Source organism: Fuerstiella marisgermanici (assembly GCF_001983935.1).
Lineage (GTDB): Bacteria > Planctomycetota > Planctomycetia > Planctomycetales > Planctomycetaceae > Fuerstiella > Fuerstiella marisgermanici.
Map to the genome: position 1 here is coordinate 8,891,667 of NZ_CP017641.1, position 22,278 is coordinate 8,913,944.

Genomic DNA, 22,278 nt, shown 5'->3' on the forward strand with positions numbered 1-22,278 from the left:
CACAGACGCGGCAGCATGAAGGTTTGACTTTGGCAGGTAAGGCCCAAGCGAGACGAGGCCGTGGCAGCGATCGTTTGATTCCCGCGCTTGCTCAGTTGACTGGGGGTTGCGAGGTGTTGGCGTCAACTCGTGGTCTATTTCGATTCCGTCAGGCGGTAGACCTTGTCGAAAGTACCCCGGACTTCGTGGTTGAAAACCGCAATGAACAATGCTTCTTTGTGCGGCGTGAGATAGTACGGCACGATTTTTTCGGGGAGTAGATGGCTAAGATCTTCCCATGTCCCTTTTTTGAAATCCTGCCAGGTCTTAAAACGAATAAATTTGTTCTCGTCGCAGTTGTTGCTGCCAGCGTATGAAGGGCAGAAATACGAGGTGGCATACCAGTGGCCGTTAAAGAAATCCACATCGTTCAACACCAGCCCCGTCGACTTCCAGCTACCAGCCGGCGCATCTTTCTTCTTTTCGAAGCTGTTGTGAATTTCGTATTGCTGCTTGCCGAAATCAACAACTTCGACCACTGCCCCCGCACTTGAGCCAACGACGTACAGTCTGCCGTCGACAATCGTGAGAGCGCGCGAATAGCCGAGATGCGCGGACAGATCGAGCACCCCCGCCATCTCGCCCTCATTTCTGAAACGAAACACCTGAGCGCTGTCTGGGTTCAGCGAGTAGATCCATCCGGTGGATTCGCCAAACACGATGTCGTGAGGACGTTGGAGTTTGATCTCTGCGAGGGAATTCATGCTGCCATGCACTTTGGGAACGGCCGGATCGCCAAAAGTTATGAGGCGATGGTTTCCCGTGTCTGTGGCATAGAACAATCGATTGCGCGGGTTAAAGACGACGGCATGCGCGTCTTTCAGCCCGCTGATGGCCGACTCGCGAAACGGTGCCTGTGAATCGGTGCGGTGAAACAGTTTGCCGCCTGTCGTCACGATTTCGTGCTTGCCACTGAAGATGATTTGCGTGCATCCCGGGAACGAACCGTTGATCGGTGCGTATTCAGCAACCTGTACGTCACTCAGCGAAACGTTCTCTTCAGCCTCAGCCAGGCTTGCCCCCAGCCATGCCAAATTTAAAACTGCAAATATCGCGCGAATTATATTCATGGGACAGTGAGATCCGGCAAAAAGAATTGAGCAAGTCGTGAGTAACAATTCGCTTGATCGTATCCGCAGCTCACACGATCGTAAAACCACGGATGCTGCCAGGAACGTCGATGAGCTTGTATGTTATGAAGGCGGAATGCTATTAGCACTGGCGATTCGCCAGACGCCTCGCTGCCCATCTGCTGTGCCATCGCACGCTTCGTATAACATGCGGAATGGCTCGGGGCTTGTCGGGGCTTGCGAATTCCAAATCACGCACATCTCAGAGCGTTTCACCGCATCCCATGTCGTTGATCCAGGCAAGAGTACTGGTTCGGACGCCTTTTCCCAGCTCAAGCCATCCTCTGAAACTGCCGTCAAAATGTCGGCCCGCGACGGTTCGCCATAGCCTGCGTAATACATGCGGTAACTTCCGCTCGGCAGACGCAGGATCTCACACGCAAAGGCTGCGTGTCGATCGAACGGAGAATTCTCAGCGACGCGAATTCCAGGCTCCTTCCGAAACGAGATGCCTTCGTCATCAGAAACCGCACTGATGATCCCTTTGCCTCGTTCATTGCAATACAGTCGCCATCGTCCGTCGTTAAGAAACTGGATGCGTGGCGAAGAGACGTTGCAGCCGCTTAGTTCGAAGCGAGCCCCCGTCTCCACAATCCAGTTCAGGCCGTCGCTGGATATCGCACTGCGGATAGAATTCTGTTGCGATTGTGGACCAGCGCAGCATTCGTAGTACATGCGTAGCCGTTGACCGTCAGTCAATGGCACGACTTCGGACGACACGACACGAAAGTCTCCAGCACCGCCTTGTTGAGGTGAAAGGCGGACACCGGGTTCCGGAATCCAGTTGTCGCCATCGACCGACCTGGCGCTCAGAATTCGCGAGGTGGCATTGTCGTAGTCATTGGCCCCTTTCGGAAATCCGGTGCGGGGAAGCATCTGCGTATAGTACAAGCGGTAACCGCCGCCCGGCAGAGCGACGACGCGCGGACTTACGGCCCCGCACACGCCGCTCCGTGCCGCATTGGCGGGCCAAAGTGCGTCAGGAGAGGGATTAACGTCAGTGTCCGGCGGCGCGTCAATCGCAACGGACCGGCTGGTCCACTCAACGCCGGGGTCGCGAGGAGCAGTGTGCACCAATGGCGATGCGGAAACGGATTGCGTAAGGTCAATCATGGTTGGTCCACGGACTTTCTACTGGGGAAACATGCTGGTCCGAAGTCTGATCAGAAAGTGTGCTGCTGCAAGTCCGGTCCGCCTGTCGCCGACCACATTTTTTTCGGGCAGTCTATTAAGTCAGACGGTAAACGCTCCAGCCGCAGGTTTTTCATAGCGTCGACCGCGGTGCGGTTGCGGCGCCGGATCTTCAGCGACTTATGCGCCACCCAACCCACCCCCAGCACCTGCCGAGCTGGCAGGTTTTCTCAGACACATTCCCTTGAAATCGCTGAATGGGATTTTGGCAATGGAGCCCCGACGCCATCGCACCTCAACACTGCTAGAGGTGTGATGGTTTGCAATAATGAGTCCCCGTGCCGGAAACGCCACTAATACTTGACAGTTAGTGGATGCGTCGATATTGTTCCGCGATCCGACATCGGAGTCGGGAGGAATCGAGTGCCCATATTGGCTCGCGTATTCGACACGTTCCGCCTTGAAAGAGGCGGCGGCAGGCAGGAAATGATCATGAGTAGTATGTAAGTACACCCATTCCTGTAGTTGTGACAGATTTGCTTTCAAGCTTTTGTGGTCACAGCAGGCGTGATTCGTCGATGGTCCCGGTGGGCATCGACGCTGAAAAGTGGGATTCGGTCCCACTTTTTTTTGTATATTGTCAGGACGAAACGGTTTCGGGAAATGAACGGCGACGAAATCAAAAGGATTGTGGACGCGATTCATCGCGACAAAGCAATCGACAAGGAAATCGTCTTCGAAGGCATTGAGCAGGCCATTCTGTCGGCCGCTCGTAAGCACTTTTCGGAAGAAGAAGTGCTTGAAGTGCGCATCGATCGCGATACAGGCGAACCATCGCTGACGTGTGATGGTGCGCTGCTTGAGCCGGAGTTGATTGGTGACCTGCTGGGGCGAATTTCAGCTCAAACCGCCAAGCAGGTGATGATTCAGCGCATCCGCGAAGCAGAACGCGATGCTCAATACGAAGAATTTCAAGACCTAAAAAGTCAGCTCGTCACCGGTGCAGTCACGCGTGTCGACCGAGGCACGGTTATTGTTAATCTGGGCAAGGTTGAGGCTATTCTTCCTCGCAGCGAGCAGATCAATAAAGAAAATTACCGCGTGGGCGACCGAGTGCGAGCGATCGTACTGGACGTCAAGAAGGCGGGTTCTCGAGTCCGGGTCATTTTGTCGCGAACGCACGCTGACTTCGTTCGGCGATTGTTTGAAGTCGAAATCCCGGAAGTAAACGACCGCATTATCGAAACTCGATCCATCGCTCGCGAAGCCGGACATCGCTCGAAGGTGGCGGTGTCGTCATCCGACGCTGCGATCGACTGTGTGGGTGCGTGCGTGGGCGTGCGTGGGGCGAGGATTCGGAGCATTGTTGAAGAGCTGAACGGAGAACGGATTGACATCGTTCGCTGGAATGACAGCCTTCAAATTCTTGTCCCGAACGCTCTGCAGCCAGCTGAAGTTGAGGACGTGATTCTTTGCCCCATGCTGGGTAAAGTGATCGTGCTGGTTCGCGACGATCAATTGTCGCTAGCCATTGGGCGTCGCGGCCAAAATGTTCGATTGGCATCCAAGCTTTGCGGCTGGGACATCAACGTGATGACTCAGGAATCGCTGGATGAGCAGCTGGATATCTCAATCGAAGCGTTCAGTGCGGTTCCGAGAATGCCCGCCGATTTGTGTGAAAACCTCGTTTCGCAGGGCTTCTTCACGTTCGACGACCTGTCTGTGATCGAACCAGATGAATTGCTGGACATGGGCGGCCTGACTCAGGAGGACGTGGAGACGATTATTGAGTTCGCAGACGTCGAAAGCCTGAGAATCGAAAAGGAAGAAATCGCGGAGGCAGCGGCTCGAAAACTGAATCCTCCACCGACACCAGAACAAAAGCGAGTGGCCGACGAAAAAGCGGCTGCTGCCAAGGCAGAAGCGGAAGCCGAAACAGAAGCGGCTGCACCAGAAGGCGAGCCTGCTGCTGAGGAAACCGCACAGCAAGCTGAGGATGCATCAGAGCCAGCTGCGAGTGAGTCTAAGGAAGATTCAGCGGCGGGGGCTGACGAGCCAGCTGCCGACGGTGAGGCACCTGCAGCCGATGGTGGTGAAGAGACGCCCGTGGTGGAAGCGGCTGAAGGCGACAGTGCTGATAGCGATACGCCGGCAGTCCCGGATGGCGAAGCTGGCGAAGACGAACCAGAGCCTGATGCGGCTGAGGAAAAGAGTGAATGACCGACTGTGGTTAATTCTCAGTGAATTCGTAAACCAACAATGTCCGGGAGAGTGCTTTCTCACTATAAAAATTTTGAAAGCTGACGAAAATTTCGTGAGCCCATAGCAGCATGACCAACACATTATCGTTCATAATTTCCGATGCAAGCTGAAGTGTACCGGAGGCTGGCTTTCAGGCCACCGGTCCATGTCGACCGCGCAGTGATCTGCCACAGTGCCGATTTCGCGACGCGTCCAAGGGGTAGTTGTTTTGAAGATTCGTATCTTTGCTTTGGCCAGAGAACTTGGCCTCGACAGCAAGGTTTTGCTCGGACTCTGCGATGAAGCAGGAGTTCCTCTTCGTAATGCGCTGGCCACGATAACGCCGGAAGAGAAAGATCAGATTGTCGCATTCATAAAGAATCGCGACTCGAAAGACGGGCCAAAAGAGAAAACGCCCGAATCGCTCACCCCAACTCGCGATCTCAACGCGGGCAAAGTTCGCGACATTCAGGTGCTGCCACCTAAAGTCAGCCGCTCCGTTGAGGAGCCTGAGCCGCAGCCAGAGCCAGAACCGGCCGCGGCTGAAACGCCCGACGCTGCAGACGTGGCGGAATTGCCCGAGGTTGTTGCGGCCGAAACTGAAGCGACTAAGCCGTCTGAAGCTGAGGAAGTCGCCGCTGAGGCGGTTGCGAGCCCGGCTGAAGCTGAAACTGTTGAGGCTGCTCCTGTTGCCGAGGAGGAATCGGCTGATACGGACGCGCCGGAAGAAGAAGAGACACCTGAAGCCGCCGCCCCTGTGGCTGAGGCGGAAGCTGCGCAACCTGAGCAGGCAGAGTCCGAATCTGCACCAGAAGCCAGTTCCCCAGCCGCGAAACGCGCGCCGGAGCCAGCTCCAAAGGCACCGCAAAAAGCTGCTTCGCCACTGCAGCGCATGAAGAGCCCCGCTCGACGCGAAATGAAGCCAATTGCTTCGGTTAAAGATCGTGAGCAGGCTGCGGAACCGCCGCGAGGCAAAGAAAAGCCTTCTCGCCCACTGGTCGCTGCGCCGCCGACGTATCAAGCGCCAGTCGTTAAGGCCAAGCCTAAGAAATCCACCGAGAAGGCGATGAAGCCGGATATCTCGCTGGAGAATATTGTTGACCGGTCCAGTCCGCTGGCGGATCAGTTGCGTCAGTTGAAAAAGGTGCGTGCCGAGCACGAAGGCGATACGCGTCCTGGCCAGGCCGGCGGAAAACGGCAGGGGGCTCGTAAGGGGTCGCTGCTGAAGGAACTGCGTGAATCTCGTGAGAAAGCTCGCAGTGAAAAACGCATTCGCCGGAAAAAGCGAACCAGCCACGTCGATCTGAAGACCAGTGCTCAAATTGAGTTTCCGATCACGGTACGAAATTTGTCGGAAGCTATCGGTCGTCCTGCCAAGTCCATCATGGGCTACTTCTTCCAGGATGGCAAAATGGTCACCATCAACGACGAACTGGGCGAAGAAGACGCGCTGGAAGTCGCGATGGAGCTGGGTGTCGACCTGGAGATCAAACGCGGCCGCGATATCGAAGCCGAACTGCTGGCATCGCTGGACCACGACGATGACGAGGACACGATGGAATGGCGTCCGCCAATCATCACCATTCTCGGCCATGTGGACCACGGTAAGACAACGCTGGTCGACCGACTTCGCAGTGCCAATGTTGCCGCCGGTGAAGCGGGCGGTATTACTCAGCACATCGCTGCTTATCAGATTGAACACGATGAGCAGGCACTAACGTTTGTTGACACGCCTGGCCACGCGGCGTTCGGAGAAATGCGTGCTCGCGGAGCAAACGTGACCGACATTATCGTGCTGGTCATTGCTGCTGACGACGGCGTGATGCCTCAAACGGAAGAGTGTATCAGCCACGCCAAGAACGCTGGCGTTCCAATCATCGTCGCGTTGAACAAGATGGACCTGCCAGAGGTCGACGACCAGAAAACGCTGCAGCAACTGGCTCAACACGACATGCTGCCATCAGAATGGGGCGGCGAATACGAAGTCATTCGCACCTCAGGCGAAACAGGATTGGGCCTGGACGAACTGGTCGAAACCATCCAGTTGACGGCCGAACTGCACGAGTACCGAGCCAATCCGGATCGTCGCGCGGTCGGTGCGTGTCTGGAAGCGTTCCGTGACGAAGGTCGTGGCGTCATTGCATGGCTGATTGTTCAAAAGGGAACTCTGAAAGTTGGCGACGACGTGTTGTGTGGGACCACTTACGGCCGCATCCGAGCGATCTACGACGATCAGGACAACGAAATTTCAGAAGCTGGCCCGTCTCGACCTGTGAAGGTGGCGGGGTTGAACGAAGTGCCAACGGCTGGCGTCCACTTCTTCGTGATGGAAGACATCGAAGAAGCGCGGCAGGTCGCGGAAACTCGCCTGCACGAAGGCCGAGCCGAAGTGCTTTCCACACGTGGCAAGCCACGAACTTTGGAAGACATTCTGAGTGCTGCTCGCGAAGGCGAAGGCATGCAGACACTGCCACTGATCGTGAAAGCAGACTCTCCCGGTTCACTCGAAGCCATTCGAGGCGAACTCGGCAAGTTTGAACATCCTGAAGTACAGGTGGCGATCATTCATCAGGGTGTCGGCGGCGTCAACGAAAGCGATGTCTACCTGGCCAGCGCGGCCGATGCCATCATCATCGCGTTCCATGTAGTTGCTGAAGATCGAGCCGAGCAGTTGGCAGAAAAAGAAGGCGTGGAGATTCGACGGTACAACATTATCTACGAAGTGACGGAGCAGATTCGCCTGTCCCTGGAAGGCATGTTGCGGCCAGAGAAGAAGGAAGTCACCACCGGGCGAGCCATCGTGCTGCAAACATTCAGTGTCAGCCGTTTTGGGACGATCGCCGGGTGTCGAGTGATCAATGGCACCATCAGCCGTGACAATCGTGTTCATGTCGTTCGCGACAATGCGGTATTGAACGACTATCGGTTAAGTTCACTGAAACGCGAGAAGGATGACGTGAAAGAGGTTCGGGAGGGCATGGAATGCGGTATCCGACTGGATGGCTTTAACGACGTAAAGGAAGGCGATCTGCTGGAAGCGTTTCGCATTGACGAGATTCAAAGAACGCTGTCCTAAACGTGCGGCTTGGTCTCAAGCCGCCATCGTTCCGGTAGCGCAACAGCGTTCGGCTTATCATTGCCGAGCGTTTTTCCTGAACTCATCACGTCATTTCCCAGGAGAGCTTCATGTCATCACGCCGCACAGCCCGAGTCGCTTCCGTCATTCGCGAAGTCGTGAGCGTCTGTATTCTTCAGGAACTGCGCGATCCGCGGATCCAGAACGTGACCGTGCTGGGTGCTGACGTCAGCCCGGATCTGCGTTACGCAACCGTGCGGATTTCTGTCATGGGGACTCCTAAAGAGAAATCACTCACATTGCATGGACTGAATTCGGCGCGAGGTTACCTGCAGTCGAAAGTCGCTGACCGTGTCAAAACCCGCTATACTCCCGAACTGCGTTTCGAGATCGATCATGGAATTCAGAAATCGTTCGAAGCGACGCGAATTCTGAATGAAGTCCTGACCGATCCGGAAGACGAAGCTGACAACGAAGAACAACCACCGGCCACTTAACACAGCATCGATCGACCGCAAATAAACACGCCCGTCGGTCGATTGAGAAAGATGTGCCCGCGGCACTCCGAACGGACCGTGCCAGACTCGCACGCCTTTTTTGAATTCACTCCCGGCGTCACAGGAAAACAAAATGCCACCGGCATCCGCAACTAAAGCTAGCGACAAAGCTCAAGCCTGCAAAAAGCTGACAACGATTTTGCAGAAGGAGTATGGCAAGTCAGTTCCAAAGCTGAAGTTGCCAGTTCTTGAGACCATGTTGTTCGCGGTTTGTCTGGAAGACAACCCATGGGACCGCGCCGAAGCTGGCTACGAACAACTCTTGAAGTCGTATTTCGACCTGAATGAGATCCGTGTCAGTTCCGTTGGCGAACTGGAAAGCACACTGGGAGACCTGAAAAAAGCAGACTGGAAGGGCCTGAGAATCCGCTCCATTCTGCGTTTTGTGTTCGAAAGCACTTACTCTTTCGACTTCGAAAAACTCAGCAAGCTGACGTTGGAATCGGCACAAAAACGGCTGAAGAAGATCGACTACCTGTCTCCCTTCGTTTCCAGCTTCACAATGCAGCAGGTCCTCGGCAGCCACGTCATATGCCTTGACCACTGCACGCATCGTGCGGCCATTCATCTGGGAATCGTGCCTCCTGACAGCAGCATAGAAGACGCCTCTGATTTTCTGAAAGCGGGCGTTCGCAAGGCCGATGCATTCGGATTTACGCACCTTCTGCGGTGCTTCGCAACCGATCCAAAATTCGAATCTCGCATCGAAGATGACTACGACGAAGAAGAATTCGACGTGCTGCAGGTCGAAAAACGTCTGGCCACGTTAAAAGCACCCCGAAAACGGAAGCCCGCGAAGAAGGTGCCAGCAAAAACGGAAAAGAAAGCAGACGCGAAAAAGAAATCTTCGTCGGTTAAGAAGGCACCTGCGACCAAAGCCAGCACGTCGGGCAAAGCTGCTGCAAAAACGACTCCCAAAGCGAAGGCGACAAAAAAGCCGGCAGCAAAAGCCACCAAACCAGCGACGAAGAAGAAGGTCGTGCGGAAGAAGAAGTAGGTACAGGTCTGCCGAGTATTCTACGGCCATCAGCCGATGACTTCGGGGCTTGTCGGTTTCCTTTCCCTGAATTCAGTGCCGGGGAATGGGGGACAGTCGCACACAGTGATTCACCGAAAAGCGTGGCATCTTTCGTCCTCCTGCCTAATATCGAACTAGGGCAAACCGGTAACGCCAGGTCGTGGGCAATTGGTTCGACAGCTGTCACGGTCGGCAGAGCCGCGTTCGATCTGGGAGTCCAGCCTTTCCAGATCGATATGAATCGGCGACAATCTCATCGGTCACAGGCGAAGTCCCGAACGTCGCCTTTTCCTGTTTGTGATTTTCTGAAGGGCTTCCATGATGATACTCCGCCCCTCGCAATTTGCGATCTCAGCAGTGCTTGTCGTTCTCATGAGCGGCCCGGCCAGTCTTTGCGTGACACCGGCTGCAGCTGATGAAACCCCCGCTCCTTCGCCAGAAAAGCCAGCGCCCGTTGCCGGTGATGAACCCGCAGCCGCAAAATCAGATTCTGACGCGAAGCAGCCCGACAAAGAGCTGTCCGTGCCTCGCCAACCGGGCGACGACGCGACACGCGAACTGAAAGATCCTCTGCGCAAACCTGACGGTGCAAAGAAACGTGCCATGGCGGCGTATATGGCCGGCGTGGCGGCTCAGAAAAATGGAAAGCTGGACGACGCCTTAAAAGCGTATGCCAAGGCTGCCGAAGCAGACCCGACCGCTGCCGAACCCGTCAAGGCGCACGCGCTATTGTTAATGCGACTGGGCCGCATTGAACAGGCGGAACAGATGGCTCGCAAAGCCATCGAACTGGACAAAAACGATTTCGAAACTCGCATCCAGCTTGCGATTTTGATGCTGGCCAGTCGCGATCCAGCGGCTGCGGCCACGTTGATCGAAGAGGCTCTGAATTCCAGCACGTTAGAGCATAATTCGCCGCAATTTGTCAGCATACATTCTGTGCGAGGCCGGCTTTATATTCAGGTGGGTGACGCTGGGAAAGCGGCTGAGAGTTACAAGGTGATCCTGAACGCTTTGGAACGACCGGAAGACTTTGGCCTCGATTTTCGAGAACACCAAAAACTGATGACCGACCGCGTGACTGGTTACGACACAGTCGGGAAGGTGATGCTTGAGGTCGGTCGCTACGACGATGCGAAGTCGGCGTTTTCGGCGCTGGCTCGAGTCAACGAAGATCGCCCGGGCGAATATCACTACTGGCTGGCTCTAACTCAGTATCGAATGGATGAGCTCGACAAAGCTATCAAGAACCTTGATCGGTATTTCGAAACTAACGAACGCAGTCGCGACTCACTTCAGTTACTGAGCGATCTGTATGACGCCAAATCGGAATCGTCGAAAGTGACCGCCCGGTTGGAAGAACTGGCGGTAGATACAAACGACGCGGTAACGGTGAAGCTGTTTTTGGGGGATCGACTGGTCAACAAAGGAGACACCGACGCAGCCACAAAAGTCTATCGCGAAATTATCGATTCGACGGCGGACGCCGATGCCTATCTGGGATTGATTCGTGTCGACATCGCGAAGCAGGATGCCGCATCATTGCTAAAGAGCGTGCAAAAGGCGCTGCGAGCACGCATTCAGATTCAGGAACTGGCGCCACTGCTGGCTCTGATCGCCAACGATCCGGGCTTTGGAAAGAAAGTTGTCGATGAAGCGGTCGCGTCGTTACAGGACAGCGCGACAGAACAACATCCCACGGCGACATTCTTCTACAGTGAACTGGCAACGGCGGAATCGCTGGACCTGCCGGAGCAGGAGGAGGCCCTGCTTAAGGCGACGCTGGATCAGAATCCCGAGTTGGCTGTGGGCATCGAAGCGATGACCCGTCTGGGACGGCTTCAGTACCTGCAGGACAAGCCAGCGGAGGCTGTCGATACATTTCGAAAACTATTGGCGGTGCCCGGACTTCCAGCCAATAACCAGGCGATGGCGCTATACCTGCTTGCCGCAGCTGAAGAGCAGAACAAGAACTACGAAGGTGCCATCGAGGTCCTGCAGTCAGCGTTGAAGCTGGCCCCGGAAAACCCATTGTTCACGTACCAGCTCGGCTGGACTCAGTTACGAGCAGAAAAGTTGTCGGATGCTGAACAGACCCTGAAGCAGGCTGTGCAACATTCTGTGGCCAGGGGAGACACAGAACGCCAAGGCGCGAGCCGCTTGCTGCTGGCAGCGCTATACACTCAGATGGCTCGATGGGATGAGGCCATCGCCGAATACAACGAACTGCTTTCCATGCCCGAAATCACTCCGGAACACCTGCGACGCGGTCGCACGGCATTGTCCAATGCCTATGTGCAGAAGGGCGATATGAAAAACGGCGAACGAATTCTTGAAGAAGTGTACGCCGAAAGCCCGGACGATCCCGGCGTCAATAACGACCTGGGTTATCTGTATGCTGAGCAAAACAAAAAGCTGGAGCAGGCAGAGAAAATGATCCAGATCGCTGTGAAAGCGGAACCGGACAACCCTGCGTATCTGGACAGCCTCGGATGGGTCCTGTATCGACTTGGTAAGCATGAGGAAGCTCTGGAAGCGTTAACCAAAGCGACGTCGGATCCGGACTACCGCGATTCTACAATTATTGATCACTTGGGAGACGTTCAGAAGGCACTCGGCCAAATGGACGAAGCTAAGAAGTCGTGGCAGGAAGCGCTGGAAGTCGAACAAAAAGCAGCGATTCCCGATCAGTCTGTTGTCGACCGATTGACGAAGAAACTGGCTGAGTAAGCTCACTTATACTTGCACGATCACCACAGCATGCCTGACACTTTCGAGCAGGAAGCGATGACGGACGCCTGATGGCCAGGGAAACCACAATTCGGCAATTCGACGACGACGACGCTGACGATAAGCTCGACGGCGCTAGCAGCGGCGGCTCCGGTGCGGGCGATCCACCGAATATCGCCGGGGCCTTCGAGGACGCTCCTGATCAGCCGGAATACGATGACGAACTTCGACCATCACGGCTTAACGACGTGGTCGGGCAGGCTGCCGTGGTCGAACGGATTCGCATTCTGCTTGACGCGGCTCGAAAACGAAACGAACCGCTGGGCCACCTGCTTCTGGACGGTCCGCCGGGGCTGGGCAAGACGACTCTGGCCATGGTCATCCCCAAAGAACTGGGAACGGACTTCCAGATCACCGCGGGCCCGTCGCTGAGTGCCCCGAAAGATCTTCTGCCGTATTTGACCAACGCCAGCGAAGGATCGGTTCTGTTTATCGATGAAATCCATCGGCTGCCGCCAGCCGTTGAGGAATTCATCTATCCGGCGATGGAAGATTTTCGCGTCGATATTACTTTGGGCGACGGTCTGAATGCTCGCACAATCAATATGCAATTGCAGCCGTTCACCATCATCGGCGCCACAACGCGCACGGGGATGCTGACGGCTCCACTGCGCGATCGGTTTGTCAGTCGCGAACATCTTAGCTTTTACATGCTGGATGAACTCACAACGATCATTTGCCGCAACGCTCGCAAGTTGCGCACGGAAATCAGTGAGGACGCGGCCGCGGAAATTGCTTTGCGTTCACGAGGCACGCCGCGAAAGGCCAACAACTGGCTGCGTTGGTGTCGCGACTATGCGGACGCCAGAAGAGACGGGACGATCAGCCTTGAGGTGGCTCGTCACGCGCTGCAGATGAAAGGCGTTGATGATCGCGGGCTGGAGGAGTTGGACCGCCAGTATCTTGAAACGATCATGACGGTGTTCAACGGCGGCCCTGCTGGCGTGCAGGCGATCGCTCATACGATGAACATCCCGGCCGACACGCTGGAAGACGAGATCGAACCCTATCTGCTGCGAGAAGGATTAATTCAGCGTTCGCCGCGTGGTCGAATTGCAACCATGGACGCATGGCTGCATGTGGGCCGAACCCCGCCAGACGACTTGCGGCCCGGAGATGGCCCTCCAGGGGCTCTGTTTTAAAAGTCAGTCCGAAAACGGCAACGGACTGCGATCATGCAGAATCTTCGGCACGGGCGTGATCGGTTGCAGGCGGTGCTACTGACGTGATTCTTTATTACCGCGGACGGTACAGCGAATCTCATTGACTTGCTGCCGCGGAGCAGGCGTTTCGGGCTAAGGCTGTTTCCCACGAGCCCGAACCGTTCACAACAACAGGGAAGCTGCTCTAACTCGGCAGTAAAGAATCGCCGCCGACTACGGGTTTGTCCTCTTCCAGTTCGACGACGTTAGTCGCCAGGCCTGCGAACCGTAGTCCGCGAATCACCTGGTAGGTCAGGTCGAATTCCCACCACTTGTGTCGATTGTTGGCGCAACGAGGTTTGGCGTGGTGATTGTTGTGCCACCCTTCTCCATGCGAGAACATCGCAATCAGCCAGTTATTACGGCTGTCTTCGCGTGTTTCGTAGTTGCGATAGCCGAACACATGGGAAATCGAATTAACTGCCCACGTTCCGTGCCACACGACTACCGTTCTCACAAGGACGCCCCAGACCAGAAGGCTAAGCCCAAACTGAACTCCCGCAGCTGTGCCGCCGAAAAAGGTTGAGCCAACAGCGAATCCGGCTGCAAAAAACAGTGCCGCGTGAATCAGGTACACCAGCATGCCGTTGATGCCGCGTTCCAGCCAGAAATAATAGCGGTCTCGTAGCACATCGTGAGCATATCGATCGCAGTTAGTGAGCGTGTGGTGATCGCCGTTTTGGTACAGCAGCCAGCCAAGGTGTCCCCAGACGAACCCAGCGGCAGGCGAATGAGGATCGTCCTGTTTGTCTGAATGTTGATGGTGCATCCGGTGAATGGCGACCCAGCGGGCAGGCGTATCCTGCAGGCAGCAAACGCCCAGTGTTGCCAGAGTCCGTTCGAACCATTTGGGAGTTTGGAGTGAACGATGAGTCAACATGCGATGATAACACAGTGTCACGCCAAGCATGCCGAACAAGTGATGGCCGATCGCCACCAGAGCTAAACCAGTCCAGCTAAACATGGCTGGCAGGAAGGCCGCTAACGCCAGAGTATGGACGGTCACGACAACGACTGCACGCCCCCAATTGATGCGATACGGACGGGTGGCCGCCGGAGTTTCAATCACTTCGCCGCGAAGGTTCGGGAGCGGTGCGGCGGGTGCTGCCACGTAGGGCAACGATTCGGTCATGGTTTCGTCCTTGAAACTCAACTACACACGGTCATTTCGCGAATAGGTATCGCACGATGGCCCTTCAGCGAATTTCGCTGACTTGTGGCCGCGGAACAGGCGTTTCGGACTGTGAAAGCTGTTTCCCACGAGCCCGAACCGTCCACAACCCAAGGTAAACTGCCCTAACGCGACGCCTTCGCGACCGGCCCCGGGGGGGCCTGGACACAACAACTGCCTCGATCGAATCTCGTCCGCGAGTATCGATTTTCTCTGCTAATTCCAGCCCGCGCGCGATCGTAGCCAGACACGCGGATTATGGATACCCGAGTTTGCTACGCCAGAATTTTCTGAACCACATGGCCCGCCACGTCCGTCAGGCGGAAGTTTCGGCCCTGAAACTTAAATGTGAGTCTGGTGTGGTCGATGCCCAGCAGATGCAGCAGCGTGGCGTGGAAATCGTTCACGTGGACGACGTCTTCGACGGCTTCGTAGCCGAGATCGTCGGTGGCTCCGTGAGTCATTCCCCCTTTGATGCCTCCGCCCGCCATCCAGCAGCTGAACCCGCGAATATGGTGGTCTCGACCGCTGCCCTGAGCCATCGGCGTCCGCCCGAACTCCCCACCCCAGATCACCAGCGTGTCCTTCAGCATATCTCGCTGTTTTAGATCCTTAATCAGCGCGGCGGCTCCCTGATCGACTTCGCCAGCCGTGCCAACCATCGCCTTCTTCACGCCGCCATGGTGGTCCCACGCCCGATGATAAAGCTGCACAAACCGTACGCCTCGTTCTGCCAATCGTCGAGCCAGCAGACAATTGGCGGTGAACGAACCGTCGGCTCCCTCAGTCCCGTACATGTCCAGCACGCTTTTGGGTTCTTTGGTCATGTCCATCAATTCAGGCACGCTCGCCTGCATGCGGAAGGCGGTTTCATAGGCCCCGATACGAGTCGCCGTTTCGGGATCCTGAGTCAGGTCGGCCTGCAAGCGGTTGAGCTTATTCACCGAAGTCACGATCTGCTGCTGTTGGTCTCGCGATATCCCGGCCGGATTATTGACGTAAAGGACCGGGTCGCCGGTGGACCGAAATTCAACCCCCTGAAAACGGCTGGGAATAAAGCCGCTGTGCCATTGGCGCGCGGCAATGGGCTGAGCCTGGCCGAACTTCCCGAGCGATGTCAGGACCACGTAACCTGGCAGGTCATCAGTTTCGCAGCCGAGACCATAGTTGATCCACGATCCCATGCTGGGGCGGCCGGGGATGCTGCTGCCCGTGTTCATAAACGTGTGAGCCGGGTCGTGGTTGATAGCTTCGGTTTGCAGCGAATTGACTATGCAAATGTCGTCGGCAATGCTTCCCATGTGCGGAAACAGCGAACAGATCTGCTGGCCGGATTGGCCGAACTTCGCGAAGGGATGCTGCGGCCCCATGCACTTGAGTTCTCGCCCCTGCAACTGAGCGATCGGCTTGCCTTTGGTGAAGGATTCCGGAATCGGCTTGCCGTCCATTTCCGCCAGCTTCGGCTTGTAGTCCAGCGTCTCCAGATGAGTCGGCCCGCCCGCCATGCACAAGTGAATCACGCGTTTCGCCTTCGGCGCAAAATGCAGCGGCTGCACGACGCCTTGCCAGCGATCGGTTTCAGCGGCGCGTGCTGTCTGACCAAACAGCGACGCGAGAACGCCGAGTCCGATACCGGCGGACGATTGCCGGAGAAAAGTACGGCGTTGCGCGCTGGCGACAAGGTGGTTGAGAGCGTTCTGGTTCATGCTTCGATATCCAACTGAGGGGCATCTTGGTGCAAGGAAAACGTGTGCGGAAGAAAATCTTCTCTGCTAAGTTGTCGCTCCTGCGTTTTCACTTTCGGCGGAAGCAGCATGGCCCATATTTGCCATGCTGCAATGAACGTCCAGGCAGTGTTGAAAGCCGACCGGCGGATGTATGTCCATTCCGGTAGGCCGCCACCAAACTTGCCGATACAGAAAAACATGATCATCCAACCTGGTGTGCCCACGAGCAATAGAGCCAGCAGACGCCATTTTCGAATTCGAACGTGCAGCAGCCAACAGACAAACACGCAAAGTGTCGCGGAACGCAGACCGACGTTTGCGAAGGTCCCTAAAGTGTGCAACCACGGAATAATATTGGCTGTCGCAATAAGAAACATCTCGCTGCACAAGAGACAGGCAAAACCACCTATCGCCAGCCACAGAAGTTTCACTGGCTGTTCACCGCATTGCCCTGACATCATGCCAAATCCCACAGCAAGGATCATTCCCGCCGAATAGAAACTGGTCCCACACAGAAACTGCGTCCACGCTGGTGAGCCAACGCCGTAGCTGCCATAGAACACTTCGCACCATGTGTAGAACACGGAGACGCACGTCGCAGATACCAGAGACGCAACGGTGGCTGTCAGCATGACGTAACGATACGGACAATCAATCCAGCATGGTGAGTGCTGATTTTCAACCATCGCTTCCCTGGCTGATTCTGGTGCGGCGTACAGATCCGACATTACGAGATACTCAATGACAGTGCGAGGAACCTATGTCCTGGTAATAACTTCATCAAGGTTCAAGATCACTCGAGCCACGCTGGCCCATGTCGCCAATTCCAGGGCGTCCACTCGTTCCGGCACCGGAGCCTGGCCGATGCTCAGGAACGGTTTTAGCTTGTCTGGTGAATCTGAAAACTGCTTTCGCTGCTCCGTCAACACGTCCTTCAGCACGCTGACTTCTTCTGTGCGCGGCGACCGTGACAAACAGACGCGGTATATGAATTCAATGCGAGATTCCGCTGTGCTGCCACCTTCGTTGAGCGTCCGGACAGCCAGTGCGCGAGCGGCTTCGACAAAGCTAGGGTCGTTTAACAGCACCAGAGCCTGCAGGCTGTTGTTACTGCGGGGCCGATCGACGGCACATTCTTCGCGAGATGGTGCATCGAAGGATCTCATCGCGGGATGCAGGAACGTGCGGCACCAATAGGTGTAAAGGCCGCGGCGGTATTGATCTTCTCCAGTGTCCGGTTGCCACGCTCGCTTGGGGAAATTCAGATGAGCCCAGTAACCTTCCGGCTGATACGGTTTCACACTTTTGCCGCCGACCTTGTCGACCAACAAACCGGACACCGCCAATGCACTGTCGCGGATGAATTCGGCATCGAGGCGGAAACGGGACTGTCGCGCCAGCCACTTGTTGAAGGGATCAGCTTCCGTCAGTTGCTTGGTCGCGATTGAAGAACGGCGGTAGGCGTCGGACGACACAATCAGACGAATGACGTGCTGCACATTCCAGCCGCTGTCTCGAAATTCAATCGCCAGCCAGTCGAGCAAATCGGGGTGAGTCGGCCAGCTTCCCTGTGAACCAAAGTCGTCGGACGATTTCACCAGTCCCTTGCCAAAGAACATCTGCCAAAGCCGATTCACGAAGACTCGCGCCACCAGCGGGTTGTCTTTGTGGACCAACCAGTTTGCCAGATCCAGACGTGAAGCCGTTTCATTGCCAGCGACCTGAGGCAGAAAATGAGGCACAGCAGGACTGACCAGATCGCCGCTGCCGTCCATCCAGTTGCCCCGCGCCAGCACTCGAATCTCACGCGGCGACTGAGTCCGAGTGATCAGCGTTTCGGGAATTTGCTTTTCGAGATTGTCGCGTGCCGTTTTGGTCGCCGCGTGCTGGGCTCGAGTGTCAGCCAGAAGTGGAGCGATCGTGCGGTAGTATTTAGCCAGCTCGGCCTTCCTGCCATTGTCTACCGTCGGCCATGCTTCGATGACGGCTACGTGCCGGGTGGGAATGCCGAGCGTGTTATCGTCGAGGCCAGGCGTTTCAACAGTCGTCGTGCTCAGACGAAAGCGACCGATGTTGTGAAAGTCGACTGACTCTTGCTGCAACTCAACCACCAACCGATCGCCGTCGGATAGTTCCAGTGGTGTTGCGAATCGAAACGCCGCAACTGGATCACGTTCATTCGATAGTTGCCCGTCCACGGCCCAGCCAGTGTTCGGCTTGTCGTCGAGAGCGTTCTTCACGGGCCAGCCCTTTTGTTCAAAGCTGGCCACGGCGTCTTTGATCGGAACGACTGACCGCGTGCTGTCCGCGTTCTTAACGTGCGTTGCAGTAATCTGCGACAGGACGAAGTTCCCGTTGCCTCGTGACAGCGACTTGTTGGCGTGCGAATCGTGGCGCAGAGTTTCCAGCCGCAGGCCGGTCAGTCGGCCAGCCGCCGGTTTAAGCACAATTTTGTAGTGGTCCTGTTTAGGATTTGTGGCGGCGGTAAGTAGGCTACCGTCTTCCAGCAGAGTGAACGTCTGCCCGCCGGAAGACTTCATGTCAACGACAGCGGCAAGCTGCCAGATCTTCGGCGTTGCTTTTAGCCTGGTCTGCAGGTCAGCCGCCCATGCCTGCATAGCGGCATCCAGTTCTGGCGTGTTTGCGGCTAGCTTTTCCTGCAGCGTGGCCAGCGTTTTGTCGAAGGCCGCGAGCTGTTGCTTTTGTTCTCGAGACGGCATTTTCACGGACGGCTGCACGCCAACTGCAACATCCTGAACATCCGCAAAGAACGCGGCAAATTGGTAGAAGTCTTTGATGGAATAGGGATCAAACTTGTGGTCGTGGCATTCACAGCAGCCCATTGTCGCGCCCATCCAAACCGTCGATGCGTTTCGTACTCGATCGGCAGAGTACTTCGCGAGGTACTCCTTCGGCTGCGCGCCCCCTTCGCGAGTTGTCATGAGCAGACGGTTGTAGCCGGACGCAACCTTCTGTTCGTCGGTCGCGTTTGGCAGCAGGTCGCCTGCCAGCTGTTCGATCGTAAACTGGTCGAATGGCATGTTGCGTTGAAAGGCGTTGATCACCCAATCGCGGTACATCCAGATTTCTCGATGATTGTCGCCGTGAATGCCGTTGGTGTCGGCGTAGCGGACAAGGTCCAGCCAGGACGCCGTCATGCGTTCGGCATAGTGCGGCGACGCCAGAAGTTCGTCGACCAGCTTCGCCCAGTTCTCACCGGTTGGCGCCATGGAATACTTTGCCAATAGTTTGGGGGACGGTGGCAGGCCTGTCAGGTCAAAGCTGATGCGACGCAACAGAGTCGCGGCATCGGCTTCAGGCAGAGCTTCCAGGCCTTTTGCGTTCAACGTTCGCTGGATGAAGCGATCGACATCGTTGCCCGCTACGCCGACGTCGACAGAAGGAACTTCCGGCCGCTGCGGCGCGACATACGCCCAGTGACCTTTCCAGTTCGCACCCTGTTCGATCCATTGTCGAACCGTTTCCTTTTCTGTAGGCGTCAACGTACGACCGGACTTCGGCGGCGGCATCATGACGTCAGGATCGTCAGACAGAACTCGCTGCAGTAGTTCACTGTGATCTGGTGATTTTGGATCGACGATTGTGACGCCGTCGACTGATCGAAAAATTCCTTCCTGTAGATCAAGTCGCAGGTTGGCCTGTCGTTGACCGGCATCAGGGCCGTGACACGCAAAGCAGGCGTCCGACAGAATCGGACGCACGTCGCGGTTGAAGTCGATGTCGTCAGCCTGGCCAGTGCCGACGCACAACAGCAGGATCAGGCACAACAGAAGTGATTTGTGAGCAGTCATGGCAAGTCGCAGTCGGGATCGAAAGTACGGCAGGGCCGATGAAGCATCGGGGGTGCAATGCAGGGGCCATCGCGTCGCAGTAGTTTTCACCCACTGCTCGCAACACCCTGCAGCCTACCACAGCTCACGCCGCGTCGCCACGATTTCGGTCGTCAGACGGGAGCACGGATCACATCAGCTGGCTGGGACGGAGGCATTGTGGTGGGATTCGCCGAAGTCCACGACATCACTGAGAACGCATGCAGCCGGGGGGCACGCCGTCACTGCTGAGCCGGCGGGTCATTGATATGCCGAATCCGCAGGCCTGTCCCCGTCCATAGTGCGGTCAGGTCTCGCCTTTGCCACGCTTCGTAGCCTCGCGACGGATCGCCGATGATGTGAAGCTCGTTGATTGAACCGAAGTACACGACAGAATGAGCCGTGTCCGGAATCCAGCCGCCATCACTCACATATTGAGGCACCATTTTGGCGGTGCTCCGGTCCAGTTCGCAGCACAGCAGCACAGGTGCCATGGCGTTAGCTGGCCCATCGATCTCGGCCAGCGATCCTTCGAAAAACTCGACACGATACTTCGTGCCCATTAACTTGCTCGCCAACCCATGATACAGGCCCAGCCATGTGGTGCCGGAACGTGTCAGACACAGTTCCGCCATTTCCTGCTCCGTCGTTTCCATCCCGATTGTGTTCAGAATGGTGGCAGCGGCGGCCGCCGAACACGTGTAGTCCGTCGTCTGCCGGCATACGGGGAACACCATCGGCGGAATCGGTCGTTCCCAGTCGTTGCCGCACACGGGCGGTTCGGTTGGAATGAATCGCATGACCGAATACACGGCCACGCATACCAGCATCCCCATGACGGGAAGCCGTCGCGTGACAGTAAAAGCTTTCAGCCTTAGCCAGACGATGGCTCCCAGGATCGCCAACAGAATTGGAAACCAGTTGGACAACACGATCACGGACGGCAATGGTATCCAGTTGACGATCCAGAGCTGACCCCAAACCGTGTACACGTACACGCCAATCAGGAGTAGCACCACAACCGCCATGGCATCCAAAAAATGTTCGGACCGCGATTGCAGCAACCGCCACGTCACAGCGAATGCGCCGACGGATAGAAAGCCAATCAGGCCCATCGCCAGCCGAATATCATCCACTCAGAGACCTTTCGCTACAGGGACTTTCGCTGACTTGTGGCCGCGGAACAAGCTTTTCGGACTATGAGGGCTGTTTCTTACGAGCCCAAACCGCCCACGACAAAAAGGAAGTTGAACTAGCCGCGATTACTTCCAGTATGTTGCCTTCAGGATTCCCGCCACGGCGCCCGCCACGGCGAGGCCGCAACCGATCATGCCTCCGGTTCCCATACCCATGAAACCAGTGAAGTGAATTGCCAGAGTCGTGCCGATCAGCGACCACAAAATGATGATGATGCTGATCTGCTGCCTCTGAGCCTTATCTTCTGGCGTCAGGACACCCGGCTTGGCCTTCGCGGGTTTCGCTTTGCCCGCTGCACCGCCCTTTTTCGTCTTGCCGGTCGCTGCTGGTACGTTCGCGGCGGCCGCTTCGTCTCGTTCACCCGGCGCGTAGTACTTGGCGATCGACTGTTGAATACTGCGTGGCACGGCCAACACGCCTCGCATAGGCATGCCGAATCGCAAACGGATTTCGTCTTCCAAATCCGGCGGTGGCTCGTCCACACAAGCCACCAGCAACTTACCTCGATCTTCAAACAACGGCAGACACCGGTGACGTTTGACCACGTTGCGTGGCAGGCGGTCCAGAACATCGTCTTCCGGAAGCATGTCGTCCAGGTCAACAAACGACATCCGCAGTTCCGTCGCCAGTGCCTGGGTGGCCTGAGTTTGATCGGCCAGTTTCATTTGGACGACCGCGTCTCGGTGAGTCAGCCCGCGTGCATCGGCGAAGCTTTCAATTTCCGCCACCTGTCCACGCTTGATCACGTTTTTCGACACCAGATACTGCAACACGGTGCGCGGTTCGTCGCCATCGTCCTGTTGCGGCGCTTCACGGCCCAGACTTTCGTCGTACTCCTGTTTAGCGTCTGGGTCGGTCAGACACAGCATCGCCTTCGCCATTTCGTTCAGCAGATCCTGCGATTCCTTCAGGTACTGACCAGTGGCGTATTTTCGAACGTGAGCGTTCAGTTTGCGGTAGTTGGTTTGAATCTTGTCGACGTTGTCTTCGAACATCACCACGCGCAGAAGCGTGTAGTTGTCCGGTGGCCGGTCACCTTCAGGAATTCCGAGCCATTCCTTATATACGTCAATCTCAGCCACCGAATTCTCCTTGAAGTTCACGCCGATCGATACGAGGCGGGATTTCGAGAGCAACGAAGGTGCAACTCGTGGTGACTCGCTGAACAA

At 56.2% G+C, this 22,278-nt stretch carries 14 protein-coding genes; 6 read left to right on the forward strand and 8 right to left on the reverse strand.

Annotated elements, in window-relative coordinates:
- Positions 1-134: 134 nt before the first annotated feature.
- Together Fuma_RS33695 and Fuma_RS33700 are read right to left on the reverse strand one after the other, a co-directional pair.
- Positions 135-1,109, reverse strand: coding sequence for a YncE family protein (locus Fuma_RS33695; protein WP_077027981.1), 975 nt, complete (start codon positions 1,107-1,109; stop codon positions 135-137).
- A gap of 123 nt (positions 1,110-1,232) precedes the next feature.
- Entirely contained in the window at positions 1,233-2,282 is a 1,050-nt protein-coding gene (locus Fuma_RS33700; RefSeq protein WP_077027982.1) for a hypothetical protein, read from the reverse strand.
- A gap of 681 nt (positions 2,283-2,963) precedes the next feature.
- Between Fuma_RS33700 and nusA the strand changes: the two genes are divergently transcribed.
- The 6 genes from nusA (at position 2,964) to ruvB (ending at position 13,124) form a co-directional block, all read left to right on the forward strand.
- Positions 2,964-4,520 carry a transcription termination factor NusA gene (nusA, locus tag Fuma_RS33705; RefSeq protein WP_077027983.1) on the forward strand — a complete coding sequence of 519 codons (1,557 nt, stop codon included), beginning with the start codon at positions 2,964-2,966 and terminating at the stop codon, positions 4,518-4,520.
- Positions 4,521-4,770: 250 nt separating this feature from the next.
- Positions 4,771-7,617, forward strand: coding sequence for a translation initiation factor IF-2 (gene infB / locus Fuma_RS33710; RefSeq protein WP_077027984.1), 2,847 nt, complete (start codon positions 4,771-4,773; stop codon positions 7,615-7,617).
- A gap of 110 nt (positions 7,618-7,727) precedes the next feature.
- Entirely contained in the window at positions 7,728-8,114 is a 387-nt protein-coding gene (gene rbfA / locus Fuma_RS33715; protein ID WP_077027985.1) for a 30S ribosome-binding factor RbfA, read from the forward strand.
- A 133-nt stretch (positions 8,115-8,247) separates the two neighbouring features.
- Positions 8,248-9,171 (forward strand): HhH-GDP family DNA glycosylase, encoded by a 924-nt coding sequence (locus Fuma_RS33720; protein WP_077027986.1) that lies wholly within the window; start codon positions 8,248-8,250, stop codon positions 9,169-9,171.
- A gap of 339 nt (positions 9,172-9,510) precedes the next feature.
- Positions 9,511-11,922, forward strand: coding sequence for a tetratricopeptide repeat protein (locus Fuma_RS33725; protein ID WP_083732507.1), 2,412 nt, complete (start codon positions 9,511-9,513; stop codon positions 11,920-11,922).
- A gap of 71 nt (positions 11,923-11,993) precedes the next feature.
- A complete protein-coding gene (ruvB, locus tag Fuma_RS33730; protein WP_077027988.1) occupies positions 11,994-13,124 on the forward strand; it encodes a Holliday junction branch migration DNA helicase RuvB in 1,131 nt (376 codons plus the stop codon).
- Between the two features lie 205 nt (positions 13,125-13,329).
- Here the strand turns inward: ruvB and Fuma_RS33735 are convergent, their stop codons facing one another.
- The 6 genes from Fuma_RS33735 to Fuma_RS33760 all read right to left on the reverse strand — a co-directional run bounded on the left by Fuma_RS33735 (position 13,330) and on the right by Fuma_RS33760 (position 22,191).
- Entirely contained in the window at positions 13,330-14,316 is a 987-nt protein-coding gene (locus Fuma_RS33735; protein WP_083732687.1) for an acyl-CoA desaturase, read from the reverse strand.
- A gap of 314 nt (positions 14,317-14,630) precedes the next feature.
- On the reverse strand, positions 14,631-16,061 hold the full coding sequence (locus Fuma_RS33740) for a DUF1501 domain-containing protein (RefSeq protein ID WP_077027989.1): 1,431 nt from the start codon (positions 16,059-16,061) through the stop codon (positions 14,631-14,633).
- Positions 16,058-16,810 (reverse strand): hypothetical protein, encoded by a 753-nt coding sequence (locus Fuma_RS33745; RefSeq protein ID WP_077027990.1) that lies wholly within the window; start codon positions 16,808-16,810, stop codon positions 16,058-16,060. Before Fuma_RS33745 ends, Fuma_RS33740 begins: the two co-directional genes overlap by 4 nt.
- A 30-nt stretch (positions 16,811-16,840) precedes the next feature.
- Positions 16,841-19,894 carry a PSD1 and planctomycete cytochrome C domain-containing protein gene (locus tag Fuma_RS33750; RefSeq protein ID WP_077027991.1) on the reverse strand — a complete coding sequence of 1,018 codons (3,054 nt, stop codon included), beginning with the start codon at positions 19,892-19,894 and terminating at the stop codon, positions 16,841-16,843.
- 260 nt (positions 19,895-20,154) lie between these two features.
- Positions 20,155-21,048: a cysteine peptidase family C39 domain-containing protein gene (locus tag Fuma_RS33755; protein ID WP_077027992.1), complete on the reverse strand. Its 894-nt coding sequence runs from the start codon at positions 21,046-21,048 to the stop codon at positions 20,155-20,157.
- A gap of 126 nt (positions 21,049-21,174) precedes the next feature.
- Positions 21,175-22,191: a GspE/PulE/PilB domain-containing protein gene (locus Fuma_RS33760; protein ID WP_145944523.1), complete on the reverse strand. Its 1,017-nt coding sequence runs from the start codon at positions 22,189-22,191 to the stop codon at positions 21,175-21,177.
- Between the last annotated feature and the right edge of the window lie 87 nt (positions 22,192-22,278).

What these genes read in the sequence shown, in the direction of transcription:
- Fuma_RS33700 (WP_077027982.1), bottom strand. Translation starts at nt 2,282, where the DNA reads ATGATTGACCTTACGCAATCCGTTTCCGCATCGCCATTGGTGCACACT.
- rbfA (WP_077027985.1), top strand. Translation starts at nt 7,728, where the DNA reads ATGTCATCACGCCGCACAGCCCGAGTCGCTTCCGTCATTCGCGAAGTC.
- Fuma_RS33735 (WP_083732687.1), bottom strand. Translation starts at nt 14,316, where the DNA reads ATGACCGAATCGTTGCCCTACGTGGCAGCACCCGCCGCACCGCTCCCG.
- Fuma_RS33750 (WP_077027991.1), bottom strand. Translation starts at nt 19,894, where the DNA reads ATGACTGCTCACAAATCACTTCTGTTGTGCCTGATCCTGCTGTTGTGC.
- Fuma_RS33745 (WP_077027990.1), bottom strand. Translation starts at nt 16,810, where the DNA reads ATGTCGGATCTGTACGCCGCACCAGAATCAGCCAGGGAAGCGATGGTT.
- nusA (WP_077027983.1), top strand. Translation starts at nt 2,964, where the DNA reads ATGAACGGCGACGAAATCAAAAGGATTGTGGACGCGATTCATCGCGAC.
- Fuma_RS33725 (WP_083732507.1), top strand. Translation starts at nt 9,511, where the DNA reads ATGATGATACTCCGCCCCTCGCAATTTGCGATCTCAGCAGTGCTTGTC.
- Fuma_RS33695 (WP_077027981.1), bottom strand. Translation starts at nt 1,109, where the DNA reads ATGAATATAATTCGCGCGATATTTGCAGTTTTAAATTTGGCATGGCTG.
- Fuma_RS33740 (WP_077027989.1), bottom strand. Translation starts at nt 16,061, where the DNA reads ATGAACCAGAACGCTCTCAACCACCTTGTCGCCAGCGCGCAACGCCGT.
- Fuma_RS33720 (WP_077027986.1), top strand. Translation starts at nt 8,248, where the DNA reads ATGCCACCGGCATCCGCAACTAAAGCTAGCGACAAAGCTCAAGCCTGC.
- ruvB (WP_077027988.1), top strand. Translation starts at nt 11,994, where the DNA reads ATGGCCAGGGAAACCACAATTCGGCAATTCGACGACGACGACGCTGAC.